Source organism: Actinophytocola sp., from assembly GCF_036378875.1.
Taxonomy (GTDB): Bacteria; Actinomycetota; Actinomycetes; order Mycobacteriales; family Pseudonocardiaceae; genus Actinophytocola.
In genome coordinates this window covers 77,376-102,568 of record NZ_DASUVO010000002.1, presented here as the reverse complement: position 1 = coordinate 102,568, position 25,193 = coordinate 77,376, and the positions used below count along the sequence as shown (strand labels likewise).

Genomic DNA, 25,193 nt, shown 5'->3' with positions numbered 1-25,193 from the left:
TCACAGGTACTCCACCTGCGGTCCTGACACGCGGTGCCGGGTGTCCAGCACGAACCGCGCCTCCCGCTCGACGAGCGCGTAGTCGACGTCCTCGTGGTCGGTGAGCACGACGACCGCGTCCGCCTGGCGGACCTCGGACTCCGTCAGATCGACGAGCTTCATCGCGGACGGGCACCGGTGCGGCTCCACGTGGGCGTCCACCACCCGAACTACCGCGCCCCGGGCGGACAGCAGGTCGAAGACACGCATCGCTGGCGACTCCCTGATGTCCCCGGTGCCCGGCTTGTATGCGAGGCCGAGCAGCAGCACGAGGCTGTCGTGCACCGCCCTGTGGTGCCGGTTCAACGCGTCGGTGAGCCGCTGGACCACGTAGTCCGGCATGTGGTCGTTGATGTCGTTGGCCAGCCCCACGAACCGGAAGTCGCGGTTGAGGTCCCGGCGCACCCGCCACGACAGGAAGGTCGGGTCGACCGGGAGGCAGTGCCCGCCGACACCGGGTCCCGGCCGGAACGGCAGGAACCCGAACGGTTTCGTCGCGGCCGCGTCGATCGCCTTCCACACGTCGACGCCCAGCTCGTGCGCGAACATCGCGATCTCGTTGACCAGCGCGACGTTCACGTGCCGGAAGGTGTTCTCCAGCAGCTTCGTGAGCTCGGCCTCCTTGGTGGTGTCCACCGGTATGGTCGAGTCGACCAGGTGGTCGTACAGGTCCCGAACCGCCGTCAGCGAACGCTCGTCGATCCCGGACACGACCTTCGGTGTCGTGACGAACGTCCATCTCCGGTTGCCGGGGTCGATGCGTTCCGGGCTGTAGCCGACGTGGAAGTCCTTGCCGGCGACCAGACCGCTGCCCGCCTCGAGCAACGGGACGACGACCTCCTCGGTGGTGCCGGGATATGTGGTCGACTCCAGCACGACCGTCGCACCCGGACGCAGGTAGGGCGCGAGGCCACGCACGGCCGCCGTCACGAACCGGAGATCCGGTACGGAGTCCGTCAACGGGGTCGGCACGGTGATGACGGCAGCGTCGAAGCCCTCGACGTCCTCGTAGCGATCCGTCGGCAGGTACCGCCCACTGGCCAACGCACACCGGAGCTGGCCGTCCGTCACGTCATCCACATAGGACTGACCGTCCTTGAGCGACCAGACCCGGACGCTGTCGGTGTCGAGCCCGATGACGAGGAAACCGACGCCCACGGCACGCATCGCCACCGGGAGACCCACGTAACCCTGGCCGACGATCACGAGCTTCGCGGACGGCTCATGCCCTGTGCCGCTCATACCGTGACCCTCGATTCCGCGGCGAGCGCCTCGGACTGGGTTCGCATCCACGACAGCGTCCGTGCCAACCCGACCCGGACCGGTACCGGGCGCACGTCGGGGAACAGCTCCCGCAACGTGGCCGGATAGGCCCGCGAGTGCCGGATGTCGCCGAGCCGCGATGGCCGGTGCTCGACCGCGAGCCGCCGCCCGAGCAGCTCGCCGAGCATGGTGACGAGCTCGTTGAGCGTGGTCCGCGTGCCGAAGGCGAGGTTGACCGCCGTCGGATGGGTCAGGCGCCGTTCGACGGCGTCGGTCAGCACGCTGACGACCGAGTCCACATGGGTGAAGTCGCGGGACTGCTCACCGTCCCCGTGCACCGTCAGCGGGACATCGTGCAGCGCCGCGTGGAGGAAGGCCGGGATCACCGCGGCGTAGGCGTGGTTCGCGGCCTGCAGCGGGCCGAAGACGTTGAAGAAGCGGAAGGAGACGGCGTCCAGGGCGAACGAGGTCCGGTAGGCGGACGTGTAGGCCTCGGCCGCCAGCTTGCTCACCGCGTACGGGCTCGCCGGCCGGCACACGACGTCCTCGGCCTTGGCGGTGGCGCCGTCGCCGTACACCGAGCTCGACGACGCGGTGACGACGTGCGCGCCGACCTCCCTGGCCACCTCGAGCACGGTCAGGGTTCCGGTCACGTTCACGTCGTGGCTGCGCTTCGGGTTCTCGATGGAACGCGGCACGGACGGGACCGCGGCCAGGTGGACGATGGCGGCGGCTCCTTCGCACACCTCGCGAACCGCGTCGGCGTCGAGCACCGACCCGAGCTGGACGGCGACGTCCACGCCCGCGAGGTTGTCAGCACTTCCCGTGCTGAGATCGTCGAGCACGCGCACCTCGTGCCGTGCCGCCAGTGCACGGCAGAGGTTCGCGCCGATGAACCCGGCGCCTCCGGTGATCACGACTCGCACGCCGGGTCCTCCTTCTTGTTGTTCCAGGTCGCCACGCCGACCGGCGTGCGGCGCCAACCCGACTCGGCCGGGCGGGATTCACCGGGCGCTTTGTCCGCCGGTGTCGACGGGCTCTCGTCGACCAGCGCGGCCATCGCGGCGCCGGGACCGAGCTCAGCGCAGCGCGTGTGGACCACGCGCGGGGCAAGCGGCGGCACGGCGACGTGGGAGATCGCCGGGTGCACCGGGCGCCAGTCGTCCTCGCCGTCGCCGAACAGCTGCTCGTGCAGCTTCTCGCCGCGACCGAGTCCGGTGTAGACGATCGGCGAACGCCGCCCCGTGACCGCCATGAGCCGCTCGGCGAGGTCGGTGATCCGGGCCGGGTCACCCATGTCGAGCACGAGCACCTCGCCAGCCGAGCCGATGCTCGCCGCCTGGATGAGCAGCTGCACGGCCTCCTGCGCGGTCATGAGGAACCGCGTCGCCTCGGGGTGTGTCACCGTGACGGGCTGGCCGGTCGCGATCTGCTCGATGAACGTGGTGAGCACCGACCCCCGGCTGCCGAGCACGTTGCCGAACCGGACGGACAGGTACGACTTGCCCGTGCGCCTGGCGAAGTCGGCGACGAGCCGTTCCCCGATGCGCTTCGACCGGCCGAGCACGCTCGTCGGGTTCGCCGCCTTGTCGGTGGAGATGTTGACGAAGGTGTCCACCCCGGCCCACTGGGCCGCGTCCAGCACGGCGAGCGTGCCGAGCACGTTGGTCTTCCACGCCTCGGCCGGGTACCGCTCCAGCACGGTGAGGTGCTTCAGCGCGGCGGCGTGGAACACCACGTCCGGCCGGCGCTCACGCATCACCGTGCGCATCGCCTCGACGTCCCGGACGTCACCGAGGACCACCTCGGGTGAGTCCAAACAGGACCAGGAGCGGATCGACAGCTGGAGCGCGTGCAACGCCGACTCGTCCCGGTCAAGCAGCATGACCTCGGCGGGGCGGAACCGGTGGACGTACCGGCACAGCTCGGCGCCGATCGAGCCGCCCGCCCCGGTGACCAGCACCCGCCGGCCGCTCAGCCATGCGCCGAACGGTGTGAGGTCCTCCTCGACCTGCCGGCGCCCGAGGAGCTCGGTGACGTCGACGCCGGGCAGTTGTTCGCGGGAGCGCAACAGCTCCGTCAGTGGCGGCAGGATCCGCACCTCGAGCCCGACCGAGCGGGCCTGCGCGATGACCATCCGCCGTTCCTCCGAAGGAGGCGCGGTGACGACGAGTATCTGGGCCTCGGTGTCCCTGACCACGGTCTCGAGGTCGCGGCCGGTGCCCATCACGCGAACCCCCGCGACCTTGGCACGGCGCAGTGACGGGTCGTCGTCGAGCAGGGCCACCGGGAGGGTGTCGCCTGCGGCGCCGCCGCGCATGGCGCGGACCAGCTCCTCGCCACGGTGTTCGACGCCGTAGACGATCGCACGCCGGGCGTGGACCCGGTCCGGTCGCGTTCGGCGGGCGCGCTGGCTGCGCAGGAGAACCCGCACGCCCAACGACACGGCCAGCGCCAGCGGGCAGGCGATCAGCGGGACCGAACGCGGGACCGGCGGGACGTCCGCGAGCAGGCAGATGGTGAAGACGGCGATGCCGACCAGGACGGTCACCCTGGCCAGGTGCAGTGCCTCGTCAAGGCTTCCGGTCGGATACCGTCCGAAGTAGAGGAAGGTCATGACCCCGAGGCACCACAGCACGACGGCCGTCACGACCATCGTCCACAGTAGAGCGGCCGGCTGCACCTCGGCGAGGTCGAACTCGTAGCGGAACCACGTCGCGGCGGTCAGGGCGACGGCCCAGGCCGCGGCGTCGGCGACCGGGACGGCGGTTCTTCTCAGCCAACGTCCGGCGGGCCTGCCCCGAAGCTCGGACGTCGTCGAAATCGCTGCCATGGATGTCTCCCTCGGAGCACGTCGGTTTCTGTTCGTAAGGCCGCCGGCGAGATGCGCCGTGAGCGGTGACGACCGAGATGCTGCGGGGTCTGGGGAGACATCACGGGATGCGCGTGTTCGTTCGGGCCGCCGCCCGGGAACGTGCTGCTAGGCCATGACTCCTTCCGCCGACAGTCCTGTCTCCGTCCGCCGGGCAGGCGGGATCAGCAGTTCCACCAGTCGCCGCGAGGTCGCGGTGATCAGCTCCACGGAACGCTCGTGTGCACTGGGCGGCTTGGCGATCGGATCGGGGATGGCGTCCGTCTCCGCGCGGACGATCCCGATCGTCCCGCGACGGCCCCTGGCCAGCGCGACCGCGGCACGCGCGTGGGCCACCGGGTCGGTGGGCAGGTCGTGCCGTTCGACGCCCGCGAGCAGCCGGACGAACTCCCGGAAGCAGAACGCCCTTGCCAGCGCCGACGGTTGGAGCGTGACCACCAGTTGCCGGTGGCCGCGTTCCGCGGTGAGCACCAGGTCGGCCGCGGCCACCATGCCGGCGCTCAGCCGGCGAGCGCGGAACGACCACACGGCGTGGGAGACGCCCAATGCGCTCAACGCCGCGCCACTGCCGGTCGCCAGCAGCGACCCGGGGATCGCCGCGGTGCCCGCGCTGGCAACGGTGAACGCGTCGGCGTGCTCGCCGAGCCGCTCGTCGAGCAGGGACCGGGTCATGATCTCGGCGACGGGTGACCGGCAGATGTTGCCGGTGCACACGAAGAGGATGCCGAACCTCGAGTTCGTCATGTGCCTGCCCTGTCCGGGCGCAAGTTTCGCATGGCCCTCATGGGTTCGTCTGTCCCAACTCGACGGTGGGGTCGGTGCGCAGGTAGCTGTCGACGTCGTCGGCGGAGAGCCTTTCCCACAGGCGGGCGCACCGCGCGGCGTCCAGGTAGACCACCGACTGCTTGTCCTCCCTGCCGAGACCGGCCACCGGGGCGGTCAGGAACGTGATGCCTCCGACGCCCAGCGCGGGCAGCCGCATGGCGATGGTGCGGAGCTGGTCGTTCGTGAGCGTGTCGTCGACGGTGATCCACCGGGTCAGCTCGAGGGCGAAGTCGTATCCCCGCACGGGGTCGAGCAGCCCGTCCGAGGCGGCCTTCGTGAACAGTGCCCGAATGGCGCTCTGGTGCCGCCGCACGCGGTCGAGGTCGCCTCTGGGAAGTCCCTTGCGCTGCCGCACGTACGCGAGCGCCTGCTTGCCGTCGAGGTGGTTCTTCCCCGCGTGCAGCACGAGGGAGCCGAACGTCGTCCGTGCGGCGACGTCCACCACGATGCCGCCGACCGCGTCGGTGAGCGCCTGGAAGCCCGTGAAGTCGACGACCGCGAAATGGTCCACGCGGATGTCAGTGGCGTCCTCGATCGTGCGCACCAGCAGGGATGGACCGCCGATGGCGAAGCTCGCGTTGATCTTCATCATCCCGCGTCCCGGTACGAGGACCCAGGAGTCCCTGGGGAACGACACGACCGTGGCGTGGGTGAACCCCTTGTCGATACGCATCAACATGATCACGTCGCTGCGTCCCGATCCGCGTAGGTCCGATGTGGACACAGCGGTGCTGCCGGTGGTCGGGGCGGAAGCGAGGCTGTCGCTGCCGACGAGGAGGATGGTCAACGCCTCCGTCTCGGGTGGCCGGGACTCCTCCGGCACCTCGGCGAACACCCCCGGGTAGCGGTCGACCTGGTTGGCCAGGTGCTCGCTGCCGAAGTAGACGCTGGCCGTCGCGACGCAGACCGCCGCGACGAGCAGACAGACGACGATCCGCGCGGCGATCCAGAGGCGGCGACGAAGGCGGCGTCCGCCATCGGGGGCAGTGGACTGTTCGGACACCACGTTCCTCCCTCCCGCGTCACCGGCGATTGTCCGCGTGCACCGTCATCGACGACCCGACCCGCCCGCCCGGCTCGCCGTCGTCCTGCTCCGGTGCGTAGTAGCGCCCGTAGGAGTCCTGACTGGACTTCGGCACCATCGTGAGGACCGTGCCCAGCAGCCGCACGGACGCGGCACGCAACGCCGACGCCGCCGCGGCGACCTGGTGCGTCGTGGTGCGCCCGTACCGGACCACCACGAGCGCGCCGTCGCACGCCGCACCCAGCACCGCGGCGTCGGTGACGGGCAGCACCGGGGGCGTGTCGAGCAGCACCACGTCGTAGGAGTCGCGCAGTTCGGCCAGCAGGCCCGCCATCTGCCGTGAGGCGAGCAGTTCGCTCGGGTTCGGCGGGATGGGACCGCTCGTGAGGACGTCGAACGAGGACGCGCCCCACGGCTGGATCGCCTCGGCGAGACCGACCCGGTCGGCCAGCACGCTGGTCACGCCCACCCCGCCCTCGAGCCCGAGGTAGTCGGCCACGCGCGGCCGGCGCAGGTCGGTCTCCACGACCGCGACCCGGCGACCCGCCCTGGACAGGGTGATGGCGAGGTTGCACAGGGTCGATGTCTTTCCCTCGCCGGACAACGCGCTGGTGAGGACGATCGTCTTGCACGGCTTGTCCACGTCGACGAACTGGAGGTTGGTCCGTACCTTTCGGAACTCCTCGGCACGCGGCGACCACGGGTCGGCCAGGACCGCAAGTGGGAAGTCGGACATGCGCGGGTCGCGGGAGACCACACCGATACCCGGCACGCCCGTCGTGTCCTTCAGCTGGTCGGTCGACTTGATCGTCGTGTCCATGGCGTCCCGCAACAGGGCGAGCACGTAGCCGACCACGATGCCCAACAACACGCCGACGGTCAGGTTCAGGGGGACACTGGGAATGGCGGGAACCGTTGGCAGGACAGCGGGTTCGACGACTCTCGCGGTCACCGTGGGCGGCGCGTCCGACGCGGGCTGCTCCAGCTCGGCGACCAGGCGGGTGAACACCACACCCGCCGCGTCCGCGATGTCCTTGGCGCGGCGCGGGGACCGGTCGGTCACGGTCGCGGTCAGCAGAACAGTGTCGGGTTGCGCCGATGCCTCGATGCGACCCGCGACGTTACCCGCCGGCTCCTCGAGTCCTAAGTGGTCGACGATGCCCTGTGCCACCCGGAGTCCGGTCAGCAGCCGCGCGTAGGACTTCACCCGCTGCTCGGAGAGCAGGCTTCCCTGGTAGGCGGCCGCGACACCGTCCGCACCGGTCTGCGCGGACACGTAGATGGTCACCTGCGCCTGGTACTGCCGAGGCGTCGACCACGTCACGGTGATGGCGCCGAGTAAACCGACCAGCAGACCGAGCAAGACGATGCGCCACCGCTTGCGCACCACTCGCACATAGGGAGAAAGGACCACCGCGATACCTCCGGCCGTTGCCGCTCTCAGGGATGTGACGTCAAATCGGCGACGTCAGGACTGCGGCTGGGGCCAGGCCGGAATGTGGTTTCGACCCTATCCCACAGTTTTCGCGACGACAAATCCTCGTGACGACCGGGAATCGCGTTCACCGCGGACGCGGTTCGACGACGTCGCGCGCGGAAGCGCCGCCCGCGGGCCGAATGACGCGGCCCGGCGGCGTGCTCGGTATTTCCGGACTCGACGGGACCGGCTCGCATTCCTCCCGCAGAATGTCGTCGATCTGCCGGTCGGCGCGGCGCAACGCGTGGACCGCGGCGATGACCAGTGGCACCGACAACAGCACGGCCGCGGTCACCTGTACGACCGCCAGAACGACCGACATGGCTTCACTCCTAGGGTCTTGCCCGCGCGGGTACCCCGACCACGACCCGGTCGGCGGGCTGGTTCCTGGTCACGACGGCGCCCGCCCCGACCATCGTGCGCGCACCGATCGTCAGCGTCTGGAGCACGCTCGCGTTGCATCCCACCGTGACGTCGGACCGCAGCGTCACGCTGCCCGACACCGTCGCGCCCGGCAGGAGGGTGACGTACTCGTCCAGCACGGTGTCGTGGCCGACCGTGACGTTGTAGTGGACCTGCGTGTACGGTCCCAACCGGACACCGGTGGACACGAAGGCGCCCGCGAGGATCAGGCAGCCGTCGGTCGGCCGCACGTCGTGGGCGAGGACGGCGCGGGGGTGCACGACGGAGGTCGGGACGAGACCGTAGCCGATCATGCGTTTCGACAGGGTCCGCCGCACCGCCGGATCGGCGACCGCGACCACGAAGGCGCCGCCGGTGACCTCGTACGGCCGGCACACCGGCACGCCGTGCACCTCGGTGGTCGGCACGTGGTCGTCGACCAGCACCAGGTCCTCCGCCGGATACCCCAGCGCGAAGAACGCGTCGAGCACTTCCCTGCCCAGTCCGCCAGCGCCGACAATGTGGACGATGGCGGGGTTGGGCGAGTTCCGTTTCATCGCAGGCGTTTCCGTCCTCTCTCCCCGGCACGCGACACGACCGCGACAGCGCGCGGCACGGGCCGGACCGACGGCCGCCGTCGGGGGCACAAGGCGGCCGCCGGTCGTTCACGGACCCCGCAGTCCGCGTCGGCGCGACACCGAGGGGAGGTGATCACGGTGCCACCGACCAATGATCACGCGGACTAGACGGGAAGGGCTCATCCGTCAAGGGTGAATTCGCTCCACATCGGACGTACCCCTTGTGGGAGTACCTCGAAAGGGTGAGCAATTACAATTTTGTAAGCGAACTATCGACAGTTTCCTGGCCCGTTGCCGATGTTTCCATATTTCCTGCTCACCCAAGTGGGGTGATATTTACAGAAACGTGTGCAACTAGTACACAACGGTTCATGGGTTCTCCTAGCCTGACACCTCATGTCCAGGGAGCAGCAGAAACGAGCGATTCGGCCAGACGTGCCAGAGGCGAAGACTACGGTGCCCCGTTTGCCGGAGGGCGTCATCACGCGCCGGCGCGCCGAGGGCCTGCTGCCACGCTCCAGTGACAAGCGGACCGACGTACTCGGCACCCTCGTCTGCGCCCCGCCCGGATACGGCAAAACCATTCTGCTGTCCAATTGGGCCGACGGCCCCAGAACCGTCGCCTGGCTCGACATCGACGAGGCCGACGACGATCCCGCCGTGCTCTGCGCCGGCATGCTGGCGGCCGTGTCCCGCACGATCTCGGCGCAGGACGATCACCCGTTCCCCCAACCGAGGGCCGACGAGCACGCGCTCCTGACCCAGCTCGTGGACCTCGTGGACGGGCAACCGGAACAGGTGTGGCTGGTGCTCGACGACCTCCACCGGCTGCGCCATCCCGACGCGCTGCGGTCGCTGGAAGAGCTGCTACGCCGCAGGCCGAGACGGCTGCGGCTCGTGATCTCCACACGGGAGTACCCCGCCACCGGCGTGCACCGCCTGCGGGTCGCGGGACTGCTCAGGGAGATCCGCGCCGCCGACCTCGCCTTCACCACCGACGAGACCGCCGAACTGCTGGCCGACCAGGGCGTCAGCCTCCGTGACGAGGACATGGGCCGGCTGATGGCGATCACCGAGGGCTGGCCGGTCGCGGTGCGGCTCGCCGCGGCCGCCCTGGCCGAGTCACCGGACCACACGACCACACTGGACCATCTGGCGACCACGGACCGGGCGGTCACCGAGTACCTCTCCGGCGAGGTGCTGGCCTCACTGCGGGAGGAGCAGCACCACCTCCTCCGGTCCACGGCCGTGACGGACCGCGTCACCCCGGAGCTCGCGGCGGAACTGACCCAGCACCCGGACGCACCCTCGGTGCTCGGGGACATGGAACGGTCGAACCTGATGGTCTTCCGGTCCCTCGACGACGAGGGCCAGTACCGCCAGCACCCGCTGCTCCGCGCCTATCTGTACGCGACGATGAAGGACCACTCCCCCGCGACGCTGGCACACCTGCACGGGCTGGCGTCGGTCTGGTACGCCCGCAACGGCCGGCCGGCGACGGCCGCGCACCACGCCGTGCAGGCCGGGGACGCCGAGCACGCCGCCCGCCTGCTGCTCGACTTCGGACTGGGACTCATGCTCCGAGGTGAGCTCACCCTCGTGTCGGCGCTCACCGCGCTGGTGCCAGCGGCGACGAAGGCCCGCGCGGAGGTCGGCCTGGTGCTGGCCCTGGTGGAGTTGTTGACCGGGGAACGGGCCGCCGCCGAGCTGCGGTTGACCGGGCTGGCCGAGGAGCTCGCCGCGAACCGCGACCCACGTGTCCGCGACCTCGAGCTGGTCGTGCGCACCCAGTGGGCCAGGCTCGCCGGTCGCTTCGTGCCGGAGATGGACGAGCTCGACCGGCGCATCCCGCAGATGTCCGACACGGACTTGCTCGTGTTCGCCCTGCTCAACCGGGGCGGCCAGCTGTTCTGGCTCGGCAAGCACGAGGAGGCGAGCCGCGACCTGGAACACGTGCTGCAGTTGGCCACGAGACACGAGCTCGACTACGCCGTGCTGCACTGCCTGAGCTTCCAGGCCGGCATCGCGGGCACGAACGGTGACTACGTCGAGATGCGCCGGATCGCCGAGGAGGCCATCGAGTTCGCCGAGGAGAGATCGACGAAGCCGCGGGCCGCGTCCTGCTTCGCCTACACGGTCGCGGCCGGCGCGTGCTACCAGACCATGGAGATGGAACGGGCGAGCGAGCTGGTGGTCCTGGCCCTGGACCTGCTCGACGCCAGCGTCGACCACAACATCGAGCTGTACACCCGAGTACTGCGGGAGGCCATCGACTTCGAACACGGCTCCGACCCGCTGACCGCGATGGTCCGCCTCCGCGCGATCTGGGCTGGTCAGGGCCGCGCGGAGCCTGTCCACCCCGGCCTGGTGGCCTGGGGCGCGTCGATCGAGCAGCGCATGGCGCTGCGGCTGGCCAGGGCCGACTGGGCGGCGGAGGTGGAACGGCGCGCGTCGGCGTGGCTCGGCGACTCGGGCGACGCACACCTGCTCCGCGCCCGGGTGCACGCCCACCACGGCCGGGTGACGGCGGCCAGAAGCCTCGTGGAGCGCATCACCCGGGGCCTCACCCCGACGTGCTCGTCCTACACGTTGATCGAGGCGCACATCCTCGCCGCGGTCCTCGCCTCGCGGGCGAACGAGCGGCAGACCGCGTCCGTCGCCGTGCGGACGGCGATCGAGCTGGCGGCGCCAAGAGGGGCGATGCGCCCGTTCTACGAGGCGGGACAGGACGTCAGACAGCTGCTCGTCGGGCAGGTGGGCCGGTTGGGCCGGCTCAACCAGTTCGTCGAGAAGCTCCTGCACCTGATCCCCGTCAACGGGCCGGACCTCACGATCGAGCTCACCCCGAGGGAGGCGCAGCTGCTCAGGGAGCTCCCGTCGCTGGCCACGCTCGAGGAGATCGCGGCGTCGTTCTACCTCTCGGTCAACACCGTCAAGACGCACCTGCGGAACCTGTACCGCAAGCTGGGCGTGACCTCCCGGCGGGAGGCCATCACCGCGGCCCGCCAACGTGGGCTGCTCTGAGCTGTCGCCATCGCTCACATACCCCGTTCGTTAGCGCACTCACCCATTCCGCGTGAAGACACGGACAGGCGTCTACGCGAACGTTGAGCAACATCCGGTAACCGAAAGTGGCCGCGTAGGCGGCCTTGACGCGTTTGGGAGGAATGATCTGGCATGGTCGCCCAAGACCTGGTCGTCTCGTGGGAGGACGCCTACCGCAAGTACGTGAGCGCGCCGGGAAGGGAGGTCACCGAGACCTCCAGGGCCGTGGCGGGAGCGTGGCGGGACCTGGCGGCATGCGCTGAGCTGCCGTGGTGGCTTTCCGCGGCGGTGCGTTCCGCGGCACAGGCGTTCGAGCAGCAAGCCGAGTCATGGACCGCCGGTGAGGTCGGTCGGGACGACCTGGCTGGCGCCGACGACGAGACGGAGAACGCCGAGGACGACGAGGACGAGCACGGGGCCTACCGCCGGGTGGTCCTCCCCGCCCAGAAGTCGTGCGCCTGCACGCACGCCCCGCCCGCCACCGGAACGAACGCCGGGACAGTCGTCCGCGCCATGGCCTGACCGAACGAGCCCGTGTCGTGAACGACCCAGCGGACACAGCGAACGCGGCGCTGGACTGGCCATGCGCGCCGCCGCCACGGCACGGCGGCGGTCGCACGCACCGGGTCGTGCTGGCCATGCCGGTTTCCGGGGTGGTCGGCGAGGACCAGCGCACGACGCACGTGTTCGTCGCCGTGACCGGATCGCCCCACTGCCTCACGGCCCTCTGCGGCATACGGGCACGGCTCGACTCGGTGGATCTCCTCGAGGAGCGGCCAGGGACACCGTGCAGGCGCTGCCTGATCGTGGCGGCCGACCGCCGGACCCACACGTCCTGAAGGCCAGCGCGATGAAGGACGCCATCCTCACCGGGTGCGTGAGGAAGGCGTCCTTCATCGCTTCTCACGTCAGGGGCGGCGCACCGGGATCGTCACCCGTACCCCGGCGCCTCCGGTGCGCTCCACGGTCAGCTCGCCGTGGTGCAGTTCGACCAGCCGCCGGCAGATCACCAGGCCCAGCCCGTTGCCCTCGCCGCCCGCGCGGCTGACGCGTTCGAGATCGGCGGCGGGGATGCCGATCCCCCGGCCGCCGACCACGATGGCCCACCGCGGCCCTTCGTGCCGGGCGGACACGACGACCGTGCTGCCCTCCGCGCTGAACTTCACGGCGTTGCGAACGAGGTTGTCGACCGCCTGCCGTAGCCAGTTCCCGTCGCCGACCACGGCCGGGCCGCCGCCCGTGCGGCAGGCCAGCATGACACCGGCCGCCTCCGCCTCCCCGGTTCGGTCCGCGACCGCGGCCCTGACGAGTTCTGGCACCTCGACCTCGCCGTAGCGCAGGGAAATCTCCCCACTGTCCAAACGCGACAGCAAGAGCAGGTCGTCGACGACGGTCAGCACGCGCCGGGTGTCGCGGGCGATCTCCTCGGTCGCGCTCCGCCACGCCTTCCGGCTGTGCCGCTCGGCCGGGTTGGACAGTGCCTCGGCGAGCCGCGCGATCGAGCTCAGCTCCTCCGACACGGCCGCGAGCACGCGCGGCTCCTCGCGGGTGCTCCCGGGCGTCGGCACGTCCCAGAACCGCCACAGCGCGCCATGGGCGAGCCCAGCGTCCCGGACCGGTGTGCGATCGACGTGGACGGTCCGGCCGTCCGCGAGGAGGAGTCGCAGCGCGTGGTGCTGGCGGGCCGCCGCCAGTGCCGCGACCCGCTGGCCGGCCTTCGGCACGTCGCGGCAGCTGGTGACGAGCCAGCGCAGGACCTCCGCCTCGTGCTGGCCGGTCCAGCAACCCGCGCGTGGCCCGAACACCTTCGTGAGCGTGGTATTGGTCAACCGGACGTAGCCGGCCTCGTCGACGACCATCACACCGTGGTTCAGCCGGGGAACCAGTTCCCGCAGCCGTGCGCGGTCGGCGTGCCAGCCGGTCAGGTCGTGCGCGTACACCGCGACCGACGGCCCTGGCAGACCGGCGAACGTCGCCTCGAAGATCCGCGGTTCCCCGTCGGTGGCGCGGACCCGGAGCGTCACCGTGCGCCGGGCCGAGCGGCCGGAGGCGGTCTCGACGTACGCGCGCATCGCCTTGCCGCGGTCCGCCGGGTGGACGAGGGTGAGCGGTTCGCGCGGCGCGCCCGGCGGGTAACCGAGACCCTGTGAGAGGGCGGCGGTGCGTGTCACCCACCGGTCCGGCCACAGCTGCAGCACGACCGACGGGGCATGCCGGAGCAGGCGGTCGTCGGGTTCCGGCTCGGGGCGGACCGGGCTCTCGTGCCCGGCGGTCAGCAACCCGTCGAGCAGGACGATCGCCTCGTCCGGCGAGACACGGCCGGCCAGCAGGTCGGCCGCCGACACCACCAGGTCGGACGCGGTCCGTCGTGGTTGCGGGATGGGGTCGGCCACGTGAGTCCTTCCCGGTTCAGGCCACGGAATGCGTGATGACGCCCGAGTACTGGCCGGCCACCTGCGACTGGACGAAGGTGAACGTCAGGTTGGGGTTCCAGGTCGCCGAGTTCGCGCCGACACCGCCGGTCCAGGACGCGCCGACGCCGGGCAGGGCCCCGTTGGGGAGGCTCGCCGGGACGAACGTGCCCGTGCCGCTGCTGCCCCAGGTGCCGGTGTCGTAGGCGATACGGGCGGCGGGGATCGTCTGCCCGCTCCCGCCCGCTCCGGTCGTGAACGTGGTGGCGCTGACGGTCACCTGCCACGCGGCCGACGAGGCCCCGCGGTTGTCGGTGACCGTGACCGTGCCGAGCGCCGCGCTCAGCGTGGCGGCGCCGGACGCGGCCGGGCCGAGGTCCACGGACGACGGCACGCTGAGCGACAGCAGGCCGGCGTTGACGGTGATCGACGTCGCCTGCGTGGCCGTCCCGCTGCCGGCGTCGGCGACCTGGACGGTGAACGCGAACGTGCCGGCCACCGTCGGAGTTCCGGTGATCGCGCCGGTGGCGGCGCCGAGCTGCAGACCGGGCGGCAGGCTGCCGGCCGTCACCGACCAGGTGTACGGGGTCTGCCCACCCGTCGCCGTGAGAGTCGTGGCGTACGCGACGCCGACGGTGCCGGCGGGCGGTGGCCCGAAGGTCAGTGCGAGGTCGACGTAGGTGTAGGTCGCCGATCCGGCGACACCCTGCGTGACGACCTTGACCTGCACCTCCCCGGCGGCGTGTGCGGGCATGGCGGAGATCTGCAGGGTGGCGCCGCTCACCGTGAAGCAGCCGGCCGCGGGCCCGGACGGGCAGGGCAGGAACACGGTCGGGGTGCCGGCCTGGAACTGGGCGGTGGTCCCGAATTCGACCGCGGTGGCCGTGGTGATGTTCGTGCCGCTGACGGTCACGCTGTTCCCACCGGCCAACGGGCCGCTGGTCGGGCTCACGGCGACCCCCGTCGGCGCCGTCCCGAGCGTGCCCGCCGGTGCCGAGGACGCGGTGCCGGTCACGGCGTCACTCGCGGTCGCCGTCACCGATGTGCCGCTCTGGACCGAGGTTGGGGTGACTCCGGCGGCGGTGACGATCGCGACGACGGTGATGACCGGCAGCGAGGCGCCCGCGGCGAACGGTGTGTTGCTGTTGGTACAGCTGATGGTCTGCCCGCTGGGCGCCTGGCACACCCAACCAGTGCCGTAGGCACCCAGCGGCACGACCCCGGCCGGCAGTGTCTGGGTGACGGTGACGGGCGCGGTGCCGGGGTTGCCCGCGGCCACCGCCGGCGTGATCGTGTAGGTGACCGGGTCGCCCTGCTGCGGCGACGTCGCGACCTGGCTCGTCTGCGAGACGGTCAGTACCGGGGCCGGGTCGATGGTTTGGACCCTGGCGTCGTCGAGCTCGTGGAAGTCGGTCGTGGTGCCGTTCGACGCGGTCCAGCCGAAGTTGAGGAACTTGGGATACCCACCGTTGAGCCAGCTCGGCGCCGGGTACAACGCGGTGGGCACGGTGGGCAACGTCCCGTTCAGGGTCCGGACCGTGCCGCCGACCGTGGTGACCTTGACCAGGTACTGCCCCGACGGCACGGTCAGCCCCGATGTGGTGCGGACCGTCCCCGAGGAGGGGTTGAGCACGACCTCCACCGGCATCGCCGACTCCGCTCGGGTCGCGGCACGCAGCGTGAGCGCGGGGGACGTGGCGTCGGTCGCCGTGCTGTTGATCCCGCAGTACCCGGTCGTGCCAGCCCCCGGACCGCGCACCACGACCTGGCCGGGGATGTTCGTGCCGGTCGTGATGTAGGTCTGGGCCGCGCACGCGGCCCCCTGCCGATCCGTTGTGCTGAACGCGCCGGCCGTGTCGAAGCCGAAGCTCAGGTAGACGTTCGGCAACCCGACCAGCCCGCTGGAGCGCACCGGGGCGACGCCGAGCGAACCACCGCTCTGCCCGAGAGTGGCCGGCGCCGGCTTGGCACCCGGGTCGGCGGCGGCGAAGGTGAACGTGAGACCGTCCCCTTCGGTCCCGCCGTACTGGTAGACGTTGAAGGTCGCGTGGATGGCCTTGTTGTTCTGCATGTCGTAGTTGGTGGTCGCCCCGGTCCCGAATACCCCGCCGAGCCGGGACGCTGTGGTGTCGGTGAGGCGAAGCTTTCCCTGGCCCAGCGTGTCGTTGAACGTGGTGCAGCTGCGTACGACACCGGTCAGGATGTTGCCGGGTGACGTGAGACAGGCGTGGTTCGTCCCGGTGGCGCCGGCCGGCAGAAGAGGCTTCGCGATAATGCCGGTACCGCCGGCCTGGTTGTCGTGAAAACCCTTGTCGAACAACGTCGTCACGGCGGCGTGCGCCACGACGGAGTTGGCCGCGATGATCATTGCGAGCAGGATCGCGGCCAGTCGTCCGCTACCCGTCGTGGCTCGCGACGGCGCCGACATCCGAAACCCTCCAAGATCTCCTATGCCGACATGGGCGGCGTGCGTGCCTCGTCAGGGACATGGCTGTACGAGCGGCGGCCGCGGCGCACAAGACCGGAGACCATGAGCAACGCGATTCCCAGCGCGGTGCCGACGATCGCCAACCACGGGATCGCCGGTCCGTCGACGGGTTCGCCGGTACTGCCGGCGAAGGTGATCCGCGCGGTCATCGAGTTCTTCACCGTGCCGCTCTCGAGATGGACGGCGATGGTCCACGGCCCGTCCGGCAGCTCACGAGGGAACCGCACGGTGACCGTGCTGGACTGTCCTGGGCCGAGTGTCGTGCCGTTCGGCACCTTGAACGGCCCGGCACGCGTCCCGGCCGGACCGTCGGTGAGCTCGGCCGTGCCGGACAGGTCCAGTGCCCGGCCGCCGGTGTTGACGACCTTGACCGAGACCATCGGGAAGCCGTGCACGTCCCGGTCGGCCCTGAGCGGGCCGAACCCGAAGGTGGACGGGGACTCGCCGCCCATGCCCACCTCGAGGTAGACCCGGACACCGATCCGCTGGACCTGACGCACGTAGCCCGGCCGCTCCGGTTCGGACGCGACCGACGCCCACACCACCGCGTACCGCTCTCCCGCCGACGCCGTCCGCGGCACGTTGACCGTCACCACCGCCGGCATCTCCTCGCCTGGCGCCAGGTCCAGCGCCGCCGGCTCAACCGACATCCACGAGGACAGGTCGTTGGCGAGCCGGTCGGCACCGAAGACGAACCGGCCGCGCTCGACCATGGCGGCCGCCGGGTAGAGTTCGACGAGGTAAGGGTTCTCGGACGCGTTCGCCACGAGGACTCTCCGCTGGATCACCGTCCCGGGGGACAGATGGTCGACGATGTAGCGGGACGCGCGGGGGTCGTCGCGCCGGCTCACCGGCGCGTCCAGCAACCGGATGCCGACCCCGCCCCCACTGGGCGCGGGATCCGCCTCGCCGGCACCCGCCGGCTGGCCGGCGCCGGCGAGACACACCAACGTCAGTGCGGCCAAACCGAACGGGTGCCACGGACTACGCCACCGAATGTGTCACCGTCCCGGTGTAGGCACCGGCCTGGCTGTCCAACGGCACGCGGACCGAGAGGGTCGGGTTCCACGTCACCGTGTTGTTCCCGGTGCCACCGGAGTGCGTGAACGCGGTGACCGTCGTCGGCGCGTTGTTCAGCGGCACCCGGTCACCCGCGGCGAGCTGGCCAGGGGTGAAGTCGCCGTTGCCGGTGGTGGTGATGGCCGGACCGGACCAGTAGTCGACCTCCGTGGCGAGGGTCGTCTGTGACGCGGCGCCGGCGCCGGTGGTGAAGTCGGTGGACGTCACGGTCACGGTCCACGACGCGTTCGCCGAGGCCCGCAGGTCGGTGACGGTCACCACGCCGAGTTGGCCGTTGATGACCCCACCCGGCGCACCGGGGCCGAGGCTGGCCGACCCGGGGACCGTGATGTCCAGGGCGCCGGCGGTCACCGTGAAGGTCACGGTCGTGTCGTCCGCCACGGCCGGTAGGGCCGTCAGCGCTGCCACCAGCAATGCCACGCCGCCGCCCAGGACGGACCTTCTGCCGCTACGCATGCGGGTACCTCCAACAGCTCGATTGCTTTGGCTGGGACCGGAAAGCGGGTCGTGCGGAAAGGGTGGTGCCTCGCTGGCACGAGTCGGAGGGCACGTGCCAGCGAGACGTCTCAACACACCGGTGAGCGCGTGGGGAGGGCATCAGCGAATCAGAGGATGTGTAGGCCGATAAGACTGTCGGCGTCCACCGTCACGTCGGCGTCGACGTCGGCTGTGATGCCGAGGTTGGCATCGATGTCGAGAGCGGCGTCGACCTCGACGTCCGCGTCGAGGCCAAGGTCGGCGTCGATTTCCGCTTGAAGTTCAGCCGCGATGGCGGCCGCGATGTCCGCCTCGAGGCTGGCCTGGAAGTCGAGGAGCGCGGCCAGGGCGGCGTGAGCATCGACGTTCGAACCCAGATCGAGGTTCACGTCAGCGGCAAGACCGACATCGGCAGCCGTGTCAACGTCCGCGTCCGCGTCCGCGTCGATGTGGAGCTCCACGTTGACGTCACCTTCGATCACCACGTTGACGTTGACCTCGATGGTCACGGTCACGTCTCCCACGATGGTGATGCCACCACCGCCGGACGTGCCCCCGCCGCCGCTTCCGGGCGGTGGGCAGTCCATCGGGTCGGCCGACGCGGGGTTGGCCACTAACGCGAGCATCAGGAGTGCGGCACCGGCAACCACGGCCGCCTTGGCACTTCGCATGGGTTTCCTCTCATGTTCGGATGGCAGCTGCGGTACGAGAAACTGCCTCTTCCTCGTACAGCTCTGATGTCGATCACCCTGGTCAAGGTGATCGTTCGTGTCTTCATCCGAAACAGGTGAGGGAGATCCCGGAAAGGGTGACGTTCGGTGGTCACCACCACGGGCGGTCGTCCCGAGGACCGCCGACGGGCAGGGAAACGGTGAACGTCGCACCGGCCCCTGGCGCGGACCGCGCCGACACGGTGCCACCGTGGGACTCCACGATGCCGCGGGTGATGGCCAACCCGAGCCCCGCTCCCGGCCGGCCCTCGACGCTGTCCTGGACGAACGGCTCGAAGATCCGGTCGAGCTGCTCCTCCGCCAGCCCGGGCCCCCGGTCGATCACCCGTATCACCGCGTGCGAATCGCCGTCCTCGCAACGCACCTCGACCGCCACGCCGGGCGGCGACAGCGAGACGGCGTTGGCCAACAGGTTGGTCACCACCTGGACCAGACGGTCGGCGTCCCCACGCACCAGGGCACCACCGGGATGGACGACCACCGGGACCGCGGCACGTTCGGCGATGCCGGCCACCGCACCCAAAGCCTGGTGGATGACGTCGTCCAGCGCCACGTCCCCGAGCCGCAACCGCAGCTCGCCACGCTGTGCGCGCGACAGGTCGAGCACGTCGTTGATCAGCCGCACCAGCCGCTCGATGTTCTGCACGGCGACCTCCATCAGCTCGCCGGCAGGTCGCGGCACCACCCCGATCAGGCCAGAGGCGAGCAGTTCCAACGAGCTGTGCACCGAGGTCAGCGGGGTACGCAGCTCGTGGCTGACCACCGCAACGAGGTCCCGTTGGGTTCGAAACGTCTCCTGTAGACCAAGACCCGCCTGCGCCATGGCACATTCCAGTTCGGCCCACGCCACGAGATCGGCCAGCCGCGACCGTTCGGCCCCGGAGAGCGGATCCCGCGTACACGTGTCGAACACGGACAGCACACCGACGACCCGACCGGACGGCGCCCGAACAGGTGCGGCGACACAGGAACGAACCGCGGGCGCGCGAGTGACCATCGGGTGCTCGGCAAACCTCCGATCCCCAACCAGGTCAAGGATCTCGGTCACCGGCTCTGGACCGACGACCTCGACGCTCAGTGACACCGCACGTTCCGTGTAGGCCTTGGCAAGGCCGGCACCGGAGGTGATCCAGGAATCATCCGCGTCACGCACACACAGGAACGCGACGGGCATCCCCAGCACGTGCCGGGCCAACCGGGTGATGCGATCCAGGTGCGCCATCCGCGGCGCACCCTGGCGCCGCAACGCACGCAGCGCGGAAATCCGATTGACCTCCGCGGCCCACTGCTCAACCGCCACCTGCCCCACAGTCACCGATCCAGTATCGGCGCAACCCGCACCAAGAGCACCCACGAGAGCCAGCACGATCGGCTGATTCACCCCGCGTTCCAAAGTGGACTATCAGCGGGGCGTGGCGTCCCCTATCTCGGCGGAGAGTACCGATACCCCATTCCACGGGCGGCTCGAATGGGTGAGTCGTCCGCGGACCAACCGAGTTTGCGGCGCAGGCGAAGGATGGCGAACTTGACGCGGTCCGCCCCGACACCGGATTCGTCGTCCCACACCAGGCGAAGCAACTGGCGTGGGGACAAGACCGCGTCGCGGTGGCGGACGAAAGTGGACAGCAGGCGGTACTCGGTGGCGTTGACCTCGATCTCGTCTCCGCTCGCGTAGACACGTCGTGCTCGGTGGTCCACCCGCAACGTGCCGTCGTCGTAGACCTCGGTGCCCGCCTCCGCGCTCGCGCGGTCCGCGCGGCGCAGCAGTGCCTCGACCCTGGCGAGCAACTCCTTGCTGGAGAACGGTTTCGTGAGGTAGTCGTCGGCGCCGCCACGCAGGCCGCGCACCTTGTCGGCTTCGAGGCCGTGCGCGGTCAGCAGCAGCACCGGCACCTCGCTGACGTCCCGGATACGCTCGAGCACGACCCACCCGTCCATCACCGGCAGGCCGATGTCCAACAGGACCAGGTCGGGTCTCTTCTCGTGCATCATCCGCAGACCCTGCCGGCCGTCTGCCCCGTGGGCGACCTCGTGACCGGCGCGTTCCAGGAGCATCCTGAGGACCATCGCGATGTCGGGCTCGTCCTCCACCACCAACACTCTGCTCATGGTGCTCACCCCGCCTCGCCGATCCGATGGCGTCACGATAGGTGTCACCGCGTTGGCCGGCAGCCGGCAAAGCCGTGATCCACCCGTATTCACCCGCAATAGGTGAGTATCAGGTTGCTGTCGCGGTGCGAAACGGTTGCCGACCGCACAGCCGGTACGGTCGATCCCCCACACTGGAAACCACACCGCAACGAGGCGGCGCGAAAGGACGGCACGATGACGGACATCCCACCGAGTGCGCTTAGCGAACACACCGGTGAGTCCGAGATCCTCAACCTCGCCACCTACATGGAACCGATGGTCCGCGGCCTGCAGACCGGCATCCTCATGGTGAACGTGGACCGAATCGTGCTGATGGCCAACGATGCGCTGATCTCCCAGCTCGAGGTCCGTGCCACGCCGAAGCAACTCGTCGGGATGAACGCGGGGGACATGCTCAAACTGCGTGTCCGTCCGGAAGAGGACTACCGGGAGGTGGACGAGTTCATCCGCGTCTGCGTGGAGAGCGGCGAGCCGCTGCACGGTGTCGAACTGGCCCTCGGTACCGATCAGACGGTCGAGGTGGACTTCGTCCCGATCGTCGAGGACGGCAGGTTGCTCGGCCGGCTGTGGGGCATCCGGAACGCCACCGAACGCACCGCGGCCAGGCGCACACTGGAGCGGCGCAACGAGGAGCTGTCCCGGTTGGCGACGCTGAAGACCGAGTTCCTCGCCACCCTGTCGCACGAGCTGCGGACTCCGCTGACCGCGTTGACGGGGTTGACCGAGTTGCTCACAGCCGGCATGGCCGGGGAGGACGACGTCATCGCCGAAGCCGTGCGGCGCAACGTGGAACGCATGAACGCGCTCGTGGAGACGCTGCTTCTGCTGGCGAGGGTGGAGTCCGGTGACTTCCCGCTGGAGATCGGCGACTTCGATCTCACCGAGCTGCTGCGGCGTAAGGTCACCGGCGCCACGTCCACCGCCGACTTCCTTTCCGTCCAACTGCGTCTGGTCACCGACGCGACGAGTCGGGTCGTCATGACCGGCGACGAGAAGCTGATCGGCCAGATGCTCCACCACGCCATCGTGTCGGTCATCAGCAGCTCCGGTAACGGTTCGGTCGTGGACGTCCGGGTCGAGACGGATGACGAGGAAGGTAGGTGGGCGGTCGAGATCGCCAACCACCGACCGCACGCCAGCACCGACTCGTTGCTGTTCACCCGCGCACCGCAGGCCGAACCCGGCACCCAGGCGATCGGCTCCGGACTCGGCATCACCCTCGCGAGGGCCATCGCCGAACGGCACGGCGGCAGTCTCGACATCAAACCACCCGAGGACGGCGACCACATCGTCCGCGTCGAACTGCCCATGCGGGATCTTTCCGGCAACCGAACGCGCTGAGGACACCACGCTCCGAGTTGCCGTTTTGCGTGTTCACGCGTACACAACTGCCCGAGACTCGTGAGCCGCGTCGTCGTCGCGAGCCGTTTGCGTGCACCTCCGGCAAGTGTGAGCAAGGAGAACCCTGGTGAAGGTTCAGGACAAGTCAGTCGCCAACGCCGTCGCCCGAGCCATCGGCGAGGAGTTGCGCCGGGCACGGGACGCGCGTGGCTGGACTCGGGCACAGGTCGTGGCGCTTCTCCCGTCCGGTATCGGTGAACGCACCCTGCTGTCCTACGAGCACGGCACGCGGCAGCTGTCGGTGCTGCGACTACTGGAGCTGTGTGAGGCTCTGGGGGTGACCGCGTCCAGCGTGTTGAACCTGGCGCTGCAGCGGGCGCGCCTTCTGCTGGAGAACCTGGCTCTACAGGTCGATCTGCACGCGCTGTTGAACGATCAGCGGCCGCAGGAGCCGCCGCTGGCCCAGTGGGCGAGCAACAAGCTCGGCCGGCACCCGGACGGCATCGTCGAGCTGGTGCCCGCCGCCGTGTTGGAACTCGCTGATGTCATGGGCTGTGAGCAGTCCGAACTCGCGGCTCGGCTCTCCCGGTTCGCGCCCAGCATGCCTACCCCCGGCAGTCTCAACGGGGCCGGGTTGGCCGTGCGGGTGGAGCAGCTGTGCCCTGACGCCGCACCGGAGTAACCGACCGTAAAGTCCACAAAGGCCGGTGTCGCTCGATGGAGTGTTCTGCGGGATCGGTCGATGTGGTGTCCCGACACCTGCTCCTACCCTCGGCTCGTGCGGTCACTGAGCAGTCGATTGTGGGGACGGGGTGCGGAGTCCGCTGCGCGCCAGGCTTCGCTGCTGTTCACGGTGGCCGGGTTGGTCACGGTGGCCAGCACGCTGAGCTTTCCCGACCGGGCCGTGCCGCTCGGCGTGCTCGCGGTGCTCGACGGCGCGATCGCCGTGGTGGCCTGGCGGCTGCCGTGGCGACGCTGGGGCCGGCGCCGGGTACTGCTGTTGTCGTTGCCCGCGTTGGGAGTCCTCGGGTCGGCCACGTGGGCGACGGGTGGTGTCGCGATCGGCACCGCGCCGTTGTTCATGCTGCTGTTCGTGTGGCTCGGGCTGAACTTCTCGCCCACCGTGGTGGTCGTGGTGGCGGTGCCCGGGTGTGTCGCCTATGTGGTTCCGTTGCTCGCCGCCGGCCAGCCCGACCCGGTCGTGGGCAGTGTGTTCGTGATGATGCCGGCGTTGGTCGGCATCGGTCTGCTGATCGCCTACCAGGTTTCCCACCAGGAACACGTCACGCTGCGGTTGCGGGTGGCCACGGCGCAGCTCCACCACGACAGGCAGTGGCGGGCCGCGCTGGTGTCCACAGTGGCGCGTGACGTGCGATGTCCTCTGGCGGCGGCACAGCTCGCACTCGACTCGCTACGCGACGAACTCCCCCGTGAACGACAGGACGCGGCACTGACGGCCGCGCGGCGTCAGGTCGAACGGGTCCGCGGGCTTGCTACGAGTCTGCTCGACGAGCGCGTGGATACGCTGCGCCTCGACCGGCGCGAGGTGCGGCTGGCCCATCAGATGGACGAGGTGCTGACGTATCTCGGCGGGGCGGCCGCTGACGTGCAGGTGGACATCGACCCCGCGCTGACGGTCACGGCGGACCAGGACCGGCTCGAGCAGATCCTGGTCAACCTCGTCGCGAACGCCTTCACACACGCCGGGCCTCCGGTCCGTGTGAGCGCTGAACGCCGTGCCGACGTGGTGCGCGTCGAGGTGCGCGACTTCGGTCCGGGTGTCCCCCAGGAACTCCTACCCCGGTTGTTCACCCGGTTCTCCGACGGACTGTCGATCGCACGTGAACTGGCGCGGGCCCACGGCGGGGACGTCCACTACGAACCATGGGAACTCGGGGCCTGTTTCGTACTGTCCTTGCCACTGACGGCAAGGCCACTGTCCACCGAGGATGGGATCGTGCCGGAGCAAGGGCAACGGGGCCGACGACCCGCCGCTCAAGACGCTCGATTCCGAGCGCGAAGAGCATGACGAGTATCGGCGTCAACAACGCGGCGTACATAATCTCGGCTACCCGAGATCACGGGGAGATAACCGTCCCGTTGGGACAGTCCACCGATCGAGGTCGGCCTGTGTCAGAGAGTCATGAGCAGCGCGGCGAGCGCACCCGCGACCATGAACGGACCGAGCGGCACCGCCGTGCGCAGGCCGCCACGCCGGGTGACGAGCAGACCCAGCCCCACCACCGCGCAGCCGGCGAAGGCGAGGGCGGTCGCGAGCAGGGCCGGCATCCAGCCGAACCACCCGAGGGCGGCGCCGAGCAGACCGGCGAGCTTCGCGTCGCCGAGACCCAGTTGGTCCGGCCGGAGCAGAACCAGCGCCAGGTAAGCGAGTCCCGTCGCCGCGCCGGCGGCAACGGCCACCCCCAGCCGCGCCCACTCCCCGCTCACGACGGCCGCGGCGGCCAGGAGTGCGGCCAGCACCGGGTATGCGGGCAGGGTCAGCCGGTCCGGTAGCCGGTGCACCCGGACGTCGATCGCGGTCAGCGCGACGCCGAGCAGGGTGAGTGACCAGAAGGCGAGTAGTTCGGGACGCGGTCCGACCACGCCGGCCACCGCCGCGAGCGCCGCCCCTGCCGCGAGTTCCATCAACCCGTCCGGCGCTCCCACGCGTGCCCCGCAGCCCGGACACCGGCCGGTCGTCGCGAGCCTGCCGCGCCACCAACTCCCGCCGGTGAGCAGCACGGCGTCGCAGCCCGCACACGCGACGCGGTCTGGTTCGTCCTGGCCGACCGCGAGTCGCCAGACCACGGCACGCAACCATCCTCCGGCGAGCGCGCCGGTAACCGCGCCGACCGCGATGACCACCGTGTGCATGCCACCTTGTACGGCGCGGTGATGTGCGTGCCCAGTGTTTCCCTGGTGGAACGGTCGCCGCCCGACATTTGTCGTCCACCGCCCGACAACGGGGTGGTCGCCGTCGATACCGGGT

General features: G+C 70.0%; 22 protein-coding genes. 6 read left to right on the top strand and 16 right to left on the bottom strand.

The window, feature by feature from the left end; genetic code table 11:
- The 8 genes from VF106_RS00585 to VF106_RS00550 all read right to left on the bottom strand — a co-directional run bounded on the left by VF106_RS00585 (window position 1) and on the right by VF106_RS00550 (window position 8,459).
- A complete protein-coding gene (locus VF106_RS00585) occupies window positions 1–1,281 on the bottom strand; it encodes a nucleotide sugar dehydrogenase (RefSeq protein ID WP_330837512.1) in 1,281 nt (426 codons plus the stop codon).
- Window positions 1,278–2,228, bottom strand: a complete 951-nt coding sequence (locus tag VF106_RS00580; RefSeq protein ID WP_330837511.1) for an NAD-dependent epimerase/dehydratase family protein — start codon at window positions 2,226–2,228, stop codon at window positions 1,278–1,280. The genes VF106_RS00585 and VF106_RS00580 overlap by 4 nt, the downstream gene beginning before the upstream one ends.
- Window positions 2,216–4,135, bottom strand: coding sequence for a polysaccharide biosynthesis protein (locus tag VF106_RS00575; RefSeq protein ID WP_330837510.1), 1,920 nt, complete (start codon window positions 4,133–4,135; stop codon window positions 2,216–2,218). Before VF106_RS00575 ends, VF106_RS00580 begins: the two co-directional genes overlap by 13 nt.
- A 147-nt stretch (window positions 4,136–4,282) precedes the next feature.
- The gene (locus VF106_RS00570) at window positions 4,283–4,918 is read right to left on the bottom strand and encodes an arsenate reductase/protein-tyrosine-phosphatase family protein (protein ID WP_330837509.1); all 636 of its coding nucleotides are present in this window, start codon (window positions 4,916–4,918) and stop codon (window positions 4,283–4,285) included.
- Between the two features lie 37 nt (window positions 4,919–4,955).
- Entirely contained in the window at window positions 4,956–6,005 is a 1,050-nt protein-coding gene (locus VF106_RS00565) for an LCP family protein (protein WP_330837508.1), read from the bottom strand.
- A gap of 16 nt (window positions 6,006–6,021) precedes the next feature.
- Window positions 6,022–7,437 carry a tyrosine-protein kinase domain-containing protein gene (locus VF106_RS00560; protein WP_330837507.1) on the bottom strand — a complete coding sequence of 472 codons (1,416 nt, stop codon included), beginning with the start codon at window positions 7,435–7,437 and terminating at the stop codon, window positions 6,022–6,024.
- Window positions 7,438–7,585: 148 nt separating this feature from the next.
- Window positions 7,586–7,822, bottom strand: coding sequence for a hypothetical protein (locus VF106_RS00555; protein ID WP_330837506.1), 237 nt, complete (start codon window positions 7,820–7,822; stop codon window positions 7,586–7,588).
- A gap of 10 nt (window positions 7,823–7,832) precedes the next feature.
- Complete coding sequence (locus VF106_RS00550; RefSeq protein WP_330837505.1) at window positions 7,833–8,459, bottom strand: NeuD/PglB/VioB family sugar acetyltransferase; 627 nt, start codon at window positions 8,457–8,459, stop codon at window positions 7,833–7,835.
- A 486-nt stretch (window positions 8,460–8,945) separates the two neighbouring features.
- Between VF106_RS00550 and VF106_RS00545 the strand changes: the two genes are divergently transcribed.
- From VF106_RS00545 to VF106_RS00535, 3 genes are all read left to right on the top strand, one after another.
- A complete protein-coding gene (locus VF106_RS00545) occupies window positions 8,946–11,504 on the top strand; it encodes a winged helix-turn-helix domain-containing protein (RefSeq protein ID WP_330837504.1) in 2,559 nt (852 codons plus the stop codon).
- A gap of 153 nt (window positions 11,505–11,657) precedes the next feature.
- Window positions 11,658–12,047: a hypothetical protein gene (locus tag VF106_RS00540; RefSeq protein WP_330837503.1), complete on the top strand. Its 390-nt coding sequence runs from the start codon at window positions 11,658–11,660 to the stop codon at window positions 12,045–12,047.
- Window positions 12,048–12,064: 17 nt separating this feature from the next.
- Entirely contained in the window at window positions 12,065–12,364 is a 300-nt protein-coding gene (locus tag VF106_RS00535) for a hypothetical protein (protein WP_330837502.1), read from the top strand.
- 69 nt (window positions 12,365–12,433) lie between these two features.
- Here the strand turns inward: VF106_RS00535 and VF106_RS00530 are convergent, their stop codons facing one another.
- The 7 genes from VF106_RS00530 to VF106_RS00500 form a co-directional block, all read right to left on the bottom strand.
- A complete protein-coding gene (locus tag VF106_RS00530; RefSeq protein WP_330837501.1) occupies window positions 12,434–13,918 on the bottom strand; it encodes an ATP-binding protein in 1,485 nt (494 codons plus the stop codon).
- Window positions 13,919–13,934: 16 nt separating this feature from the next.
- A complete protein-coding gene (locus VF106_RS00525) occupies window positions 13,935–16,364 on the bottom strand; it encodes a putative Ig domain-containing protein (protein ID WP_330837500.1) in 2,430 nt (809 codons plus the stop codon).
- 20 nt (window positions 16,365–16,384) lie between these two features.
- Window positions 16,385–17,389, bottom strand: coding sequence for a lamin tail domain-containing protein (locus VF106_RS00520; protein WP_330837499.1), 1,005 nt, complete (start codon window positions 17,387–17,389; stop codon window positions 16,385–16,387).
- A gap of 19 nt (window positions 17,390–17,408) precedes the next feature.
- A complete protein-coding gene (locus VF106_RS00515) occupies window positions 17,409–17,960 on the bottom strand; it encodes a hypothetical protein (protein WP_330837498.1) in 552 nt (183 codons plus the stop codon).
- A gap of 149 nt (window positions 17,961–18,109) precedes the next feature.
- Window positions 18,110–18,652, bottom strand: a complete 543-nt coding sequence (locus tag VF106_RS00510; RefSeq protein WP_330837497.1) for a hypothetical protein — start codon at window positions 18,650–18,652, stop codon at window positions 18,110–18,112.
- Window positions 18,653–18,803: 151 nt separating this feature from the next.
- Window positions 18,804–20,027 (bottom strand): GAF domain-containing sensor histidine kinase, encoded by a 1,224-nt coding sequence (locus tag VF106_RS00505; RefSeq protein ID WP_330837496.1) that lies wholly within the window; start codon window positions 20,025–20,027, stop codon window positions 18,804–18,806.
- Window positions 20,028–20,134: 107 nt separating this feature from the next.
- Window positions 20,135–20,821: a response regulator transcription factor gene (locus tag VF106_RS00500; protein ID WP_330837495.1), complete on the bottom strand. Its 687-nt coding sequence runs from the start codon at window positions 20,819–20,821 to the stop codon at window positions 20,135–20,137.
- A 216-nt stretch (window positions 20,822–21,037) separates the two neighbouring features.
- Between VF106_RS00500 and VF106_RS00495 the strand changes: the two genes are divergently transcribed.
- From VF106_RS00495 to VF106_RS00485, 3 genes are all read left to right on the top strand, one after another.
- Window positions 21,038–22,204, top strand: coding sequence for a PAS domain-containing sensor histidine kinase (locus VF106_RS00495; RefSeq protein WP_330837494.1), 1,167 nt, complete (start codon window positions 21,038–21,040; stop codon window positions 22,202–22,204).
- 127 nt (window positions 22,205–22,331) lie between these two features.
- The gene (locus tag VF106_RS00490) at window positions 22,332–22,886 is read left to right on the top strand and encodes a helix-turn-helix domain-containing protein (RefSeq protein WP_330837493.1); all 555 of its coding nucleotides are present in this window, start codon (window positions 22,332–22,334) and stop codon (window positions 22,884–22,886) included.
- A 96-nt stretch (window positions 22,887–22,982) separates the two neighbouring features.
- Window positions 22,983–24,233: a sensor histidine kinase gene (locus VF106_RS00485; protein WP_330837492.1), complete on the top strand. Its 1,251-nt coding sequence runs from the start codon at window positions 22,983–22,985 to the stop codon at window positions 24,231–24,233.
- A 104-nt stretch (window positions 24,234–24,337) separates the two neighbouring features.
- Here VF106_RS00485 and VF106_RS00480 read toward each other — a convergent pair whose 3' ends face one another.
- Window positions 24,338–25,078 (bottom strand): prepilin peptidase, encoded by a 741-nt coding sequence (locus VF106_RS00480; protein WP_330837491.1) that lies wholly within the window; start codon window positions 25,076–25,078, stop codon window positions 24,338–24,340.
- Window positions 25,079–25,193 lie beyond the last annotated feature (115 nt).

Coding starts and splice junctions, on each gene's coding strand:
- VF106_RS00585 (WP_330837512.1), bottom strand. CDS start 1,281: ATGAGCGGCACAGGGCATGAGCCGTCCGCGAAGCTCGTGATCGTCGGC.
- VF106_RS00575 (WP_330837510.1), bottom strand. CDS start 4,135: ATGGCAGCGATTTCGACGACGTCCGAGCTTCGGGGCAGGCCCGCCGGA.
- VF106_RS00570 (WP_330837509.1), bottom strand. CDS start 4,918: ATGACGAACTCGAGGTTCGGCATCCTCTTCGTGTGCACCGGCAACATC.
- VF106_RS00555 (WP_330837506.1), bottom strand. CDS start 7,822: ATGTCGGTCGTTCTGGCGGTCGTACAGGTGACCGCGGCCGTGCTGTTG.
- VF106_RS00550 (WP_330837505.1), bottom strand. CDS start 8,459: ATGAAACGGAACTCGCCCAACCCCGCCATCGTCCACATTGTCGGCGCT.
- VF106_RS00540 (WP_330837503.1), top strand. CDS start 11,658: ATGGTCGCCCAAGACCTGGTCGTCTCGTGGGAGGACGCCTACCGCAAG.
- VF106_RS00525 (WP_330837500.1), bottom strand. CDS start 16,364: ATGTCGGCGCCGTCGCGAGCCACGACGGGTAGCGGACGACTGGCCGCG.
- VF106_RS00515 (WP_330837498.1), bottom strand. CDS start 17,960: ATGCGTAGCGGCAGAAGGTCCGTCCTGGGCGGCGGCGTGGCATTGCTG.
- VF106_RS00510 (WP_330837497.1), bottom strand. CDS start 18,652: ATGCGAAGTGCCAAGGCGGCCGTGGTTGCCGGTGCCGCACTCCTGATG.
- VF106_RS00500 (WP_330837495.1), bottom strand. CDS start 20,821: ATGAGCAGAGTGTTGGTGGTGGAGGACGAGCCCGACATCGCGATGGTC.
- VF106_RS00495 (WP_330837494.1), top strand. CDS start 21,038: ATGACGGACATCCCACCGAGTGCGCTTAGCGAACACACCGGTGAGTCC.
- VF106_RS00480 (WP_330837491.1), bottom strand. CDS start 25,078: ATGCACACGGTGGTCATCGCGGTCGGCGCGGTTACCGGCGCGCTCGCC.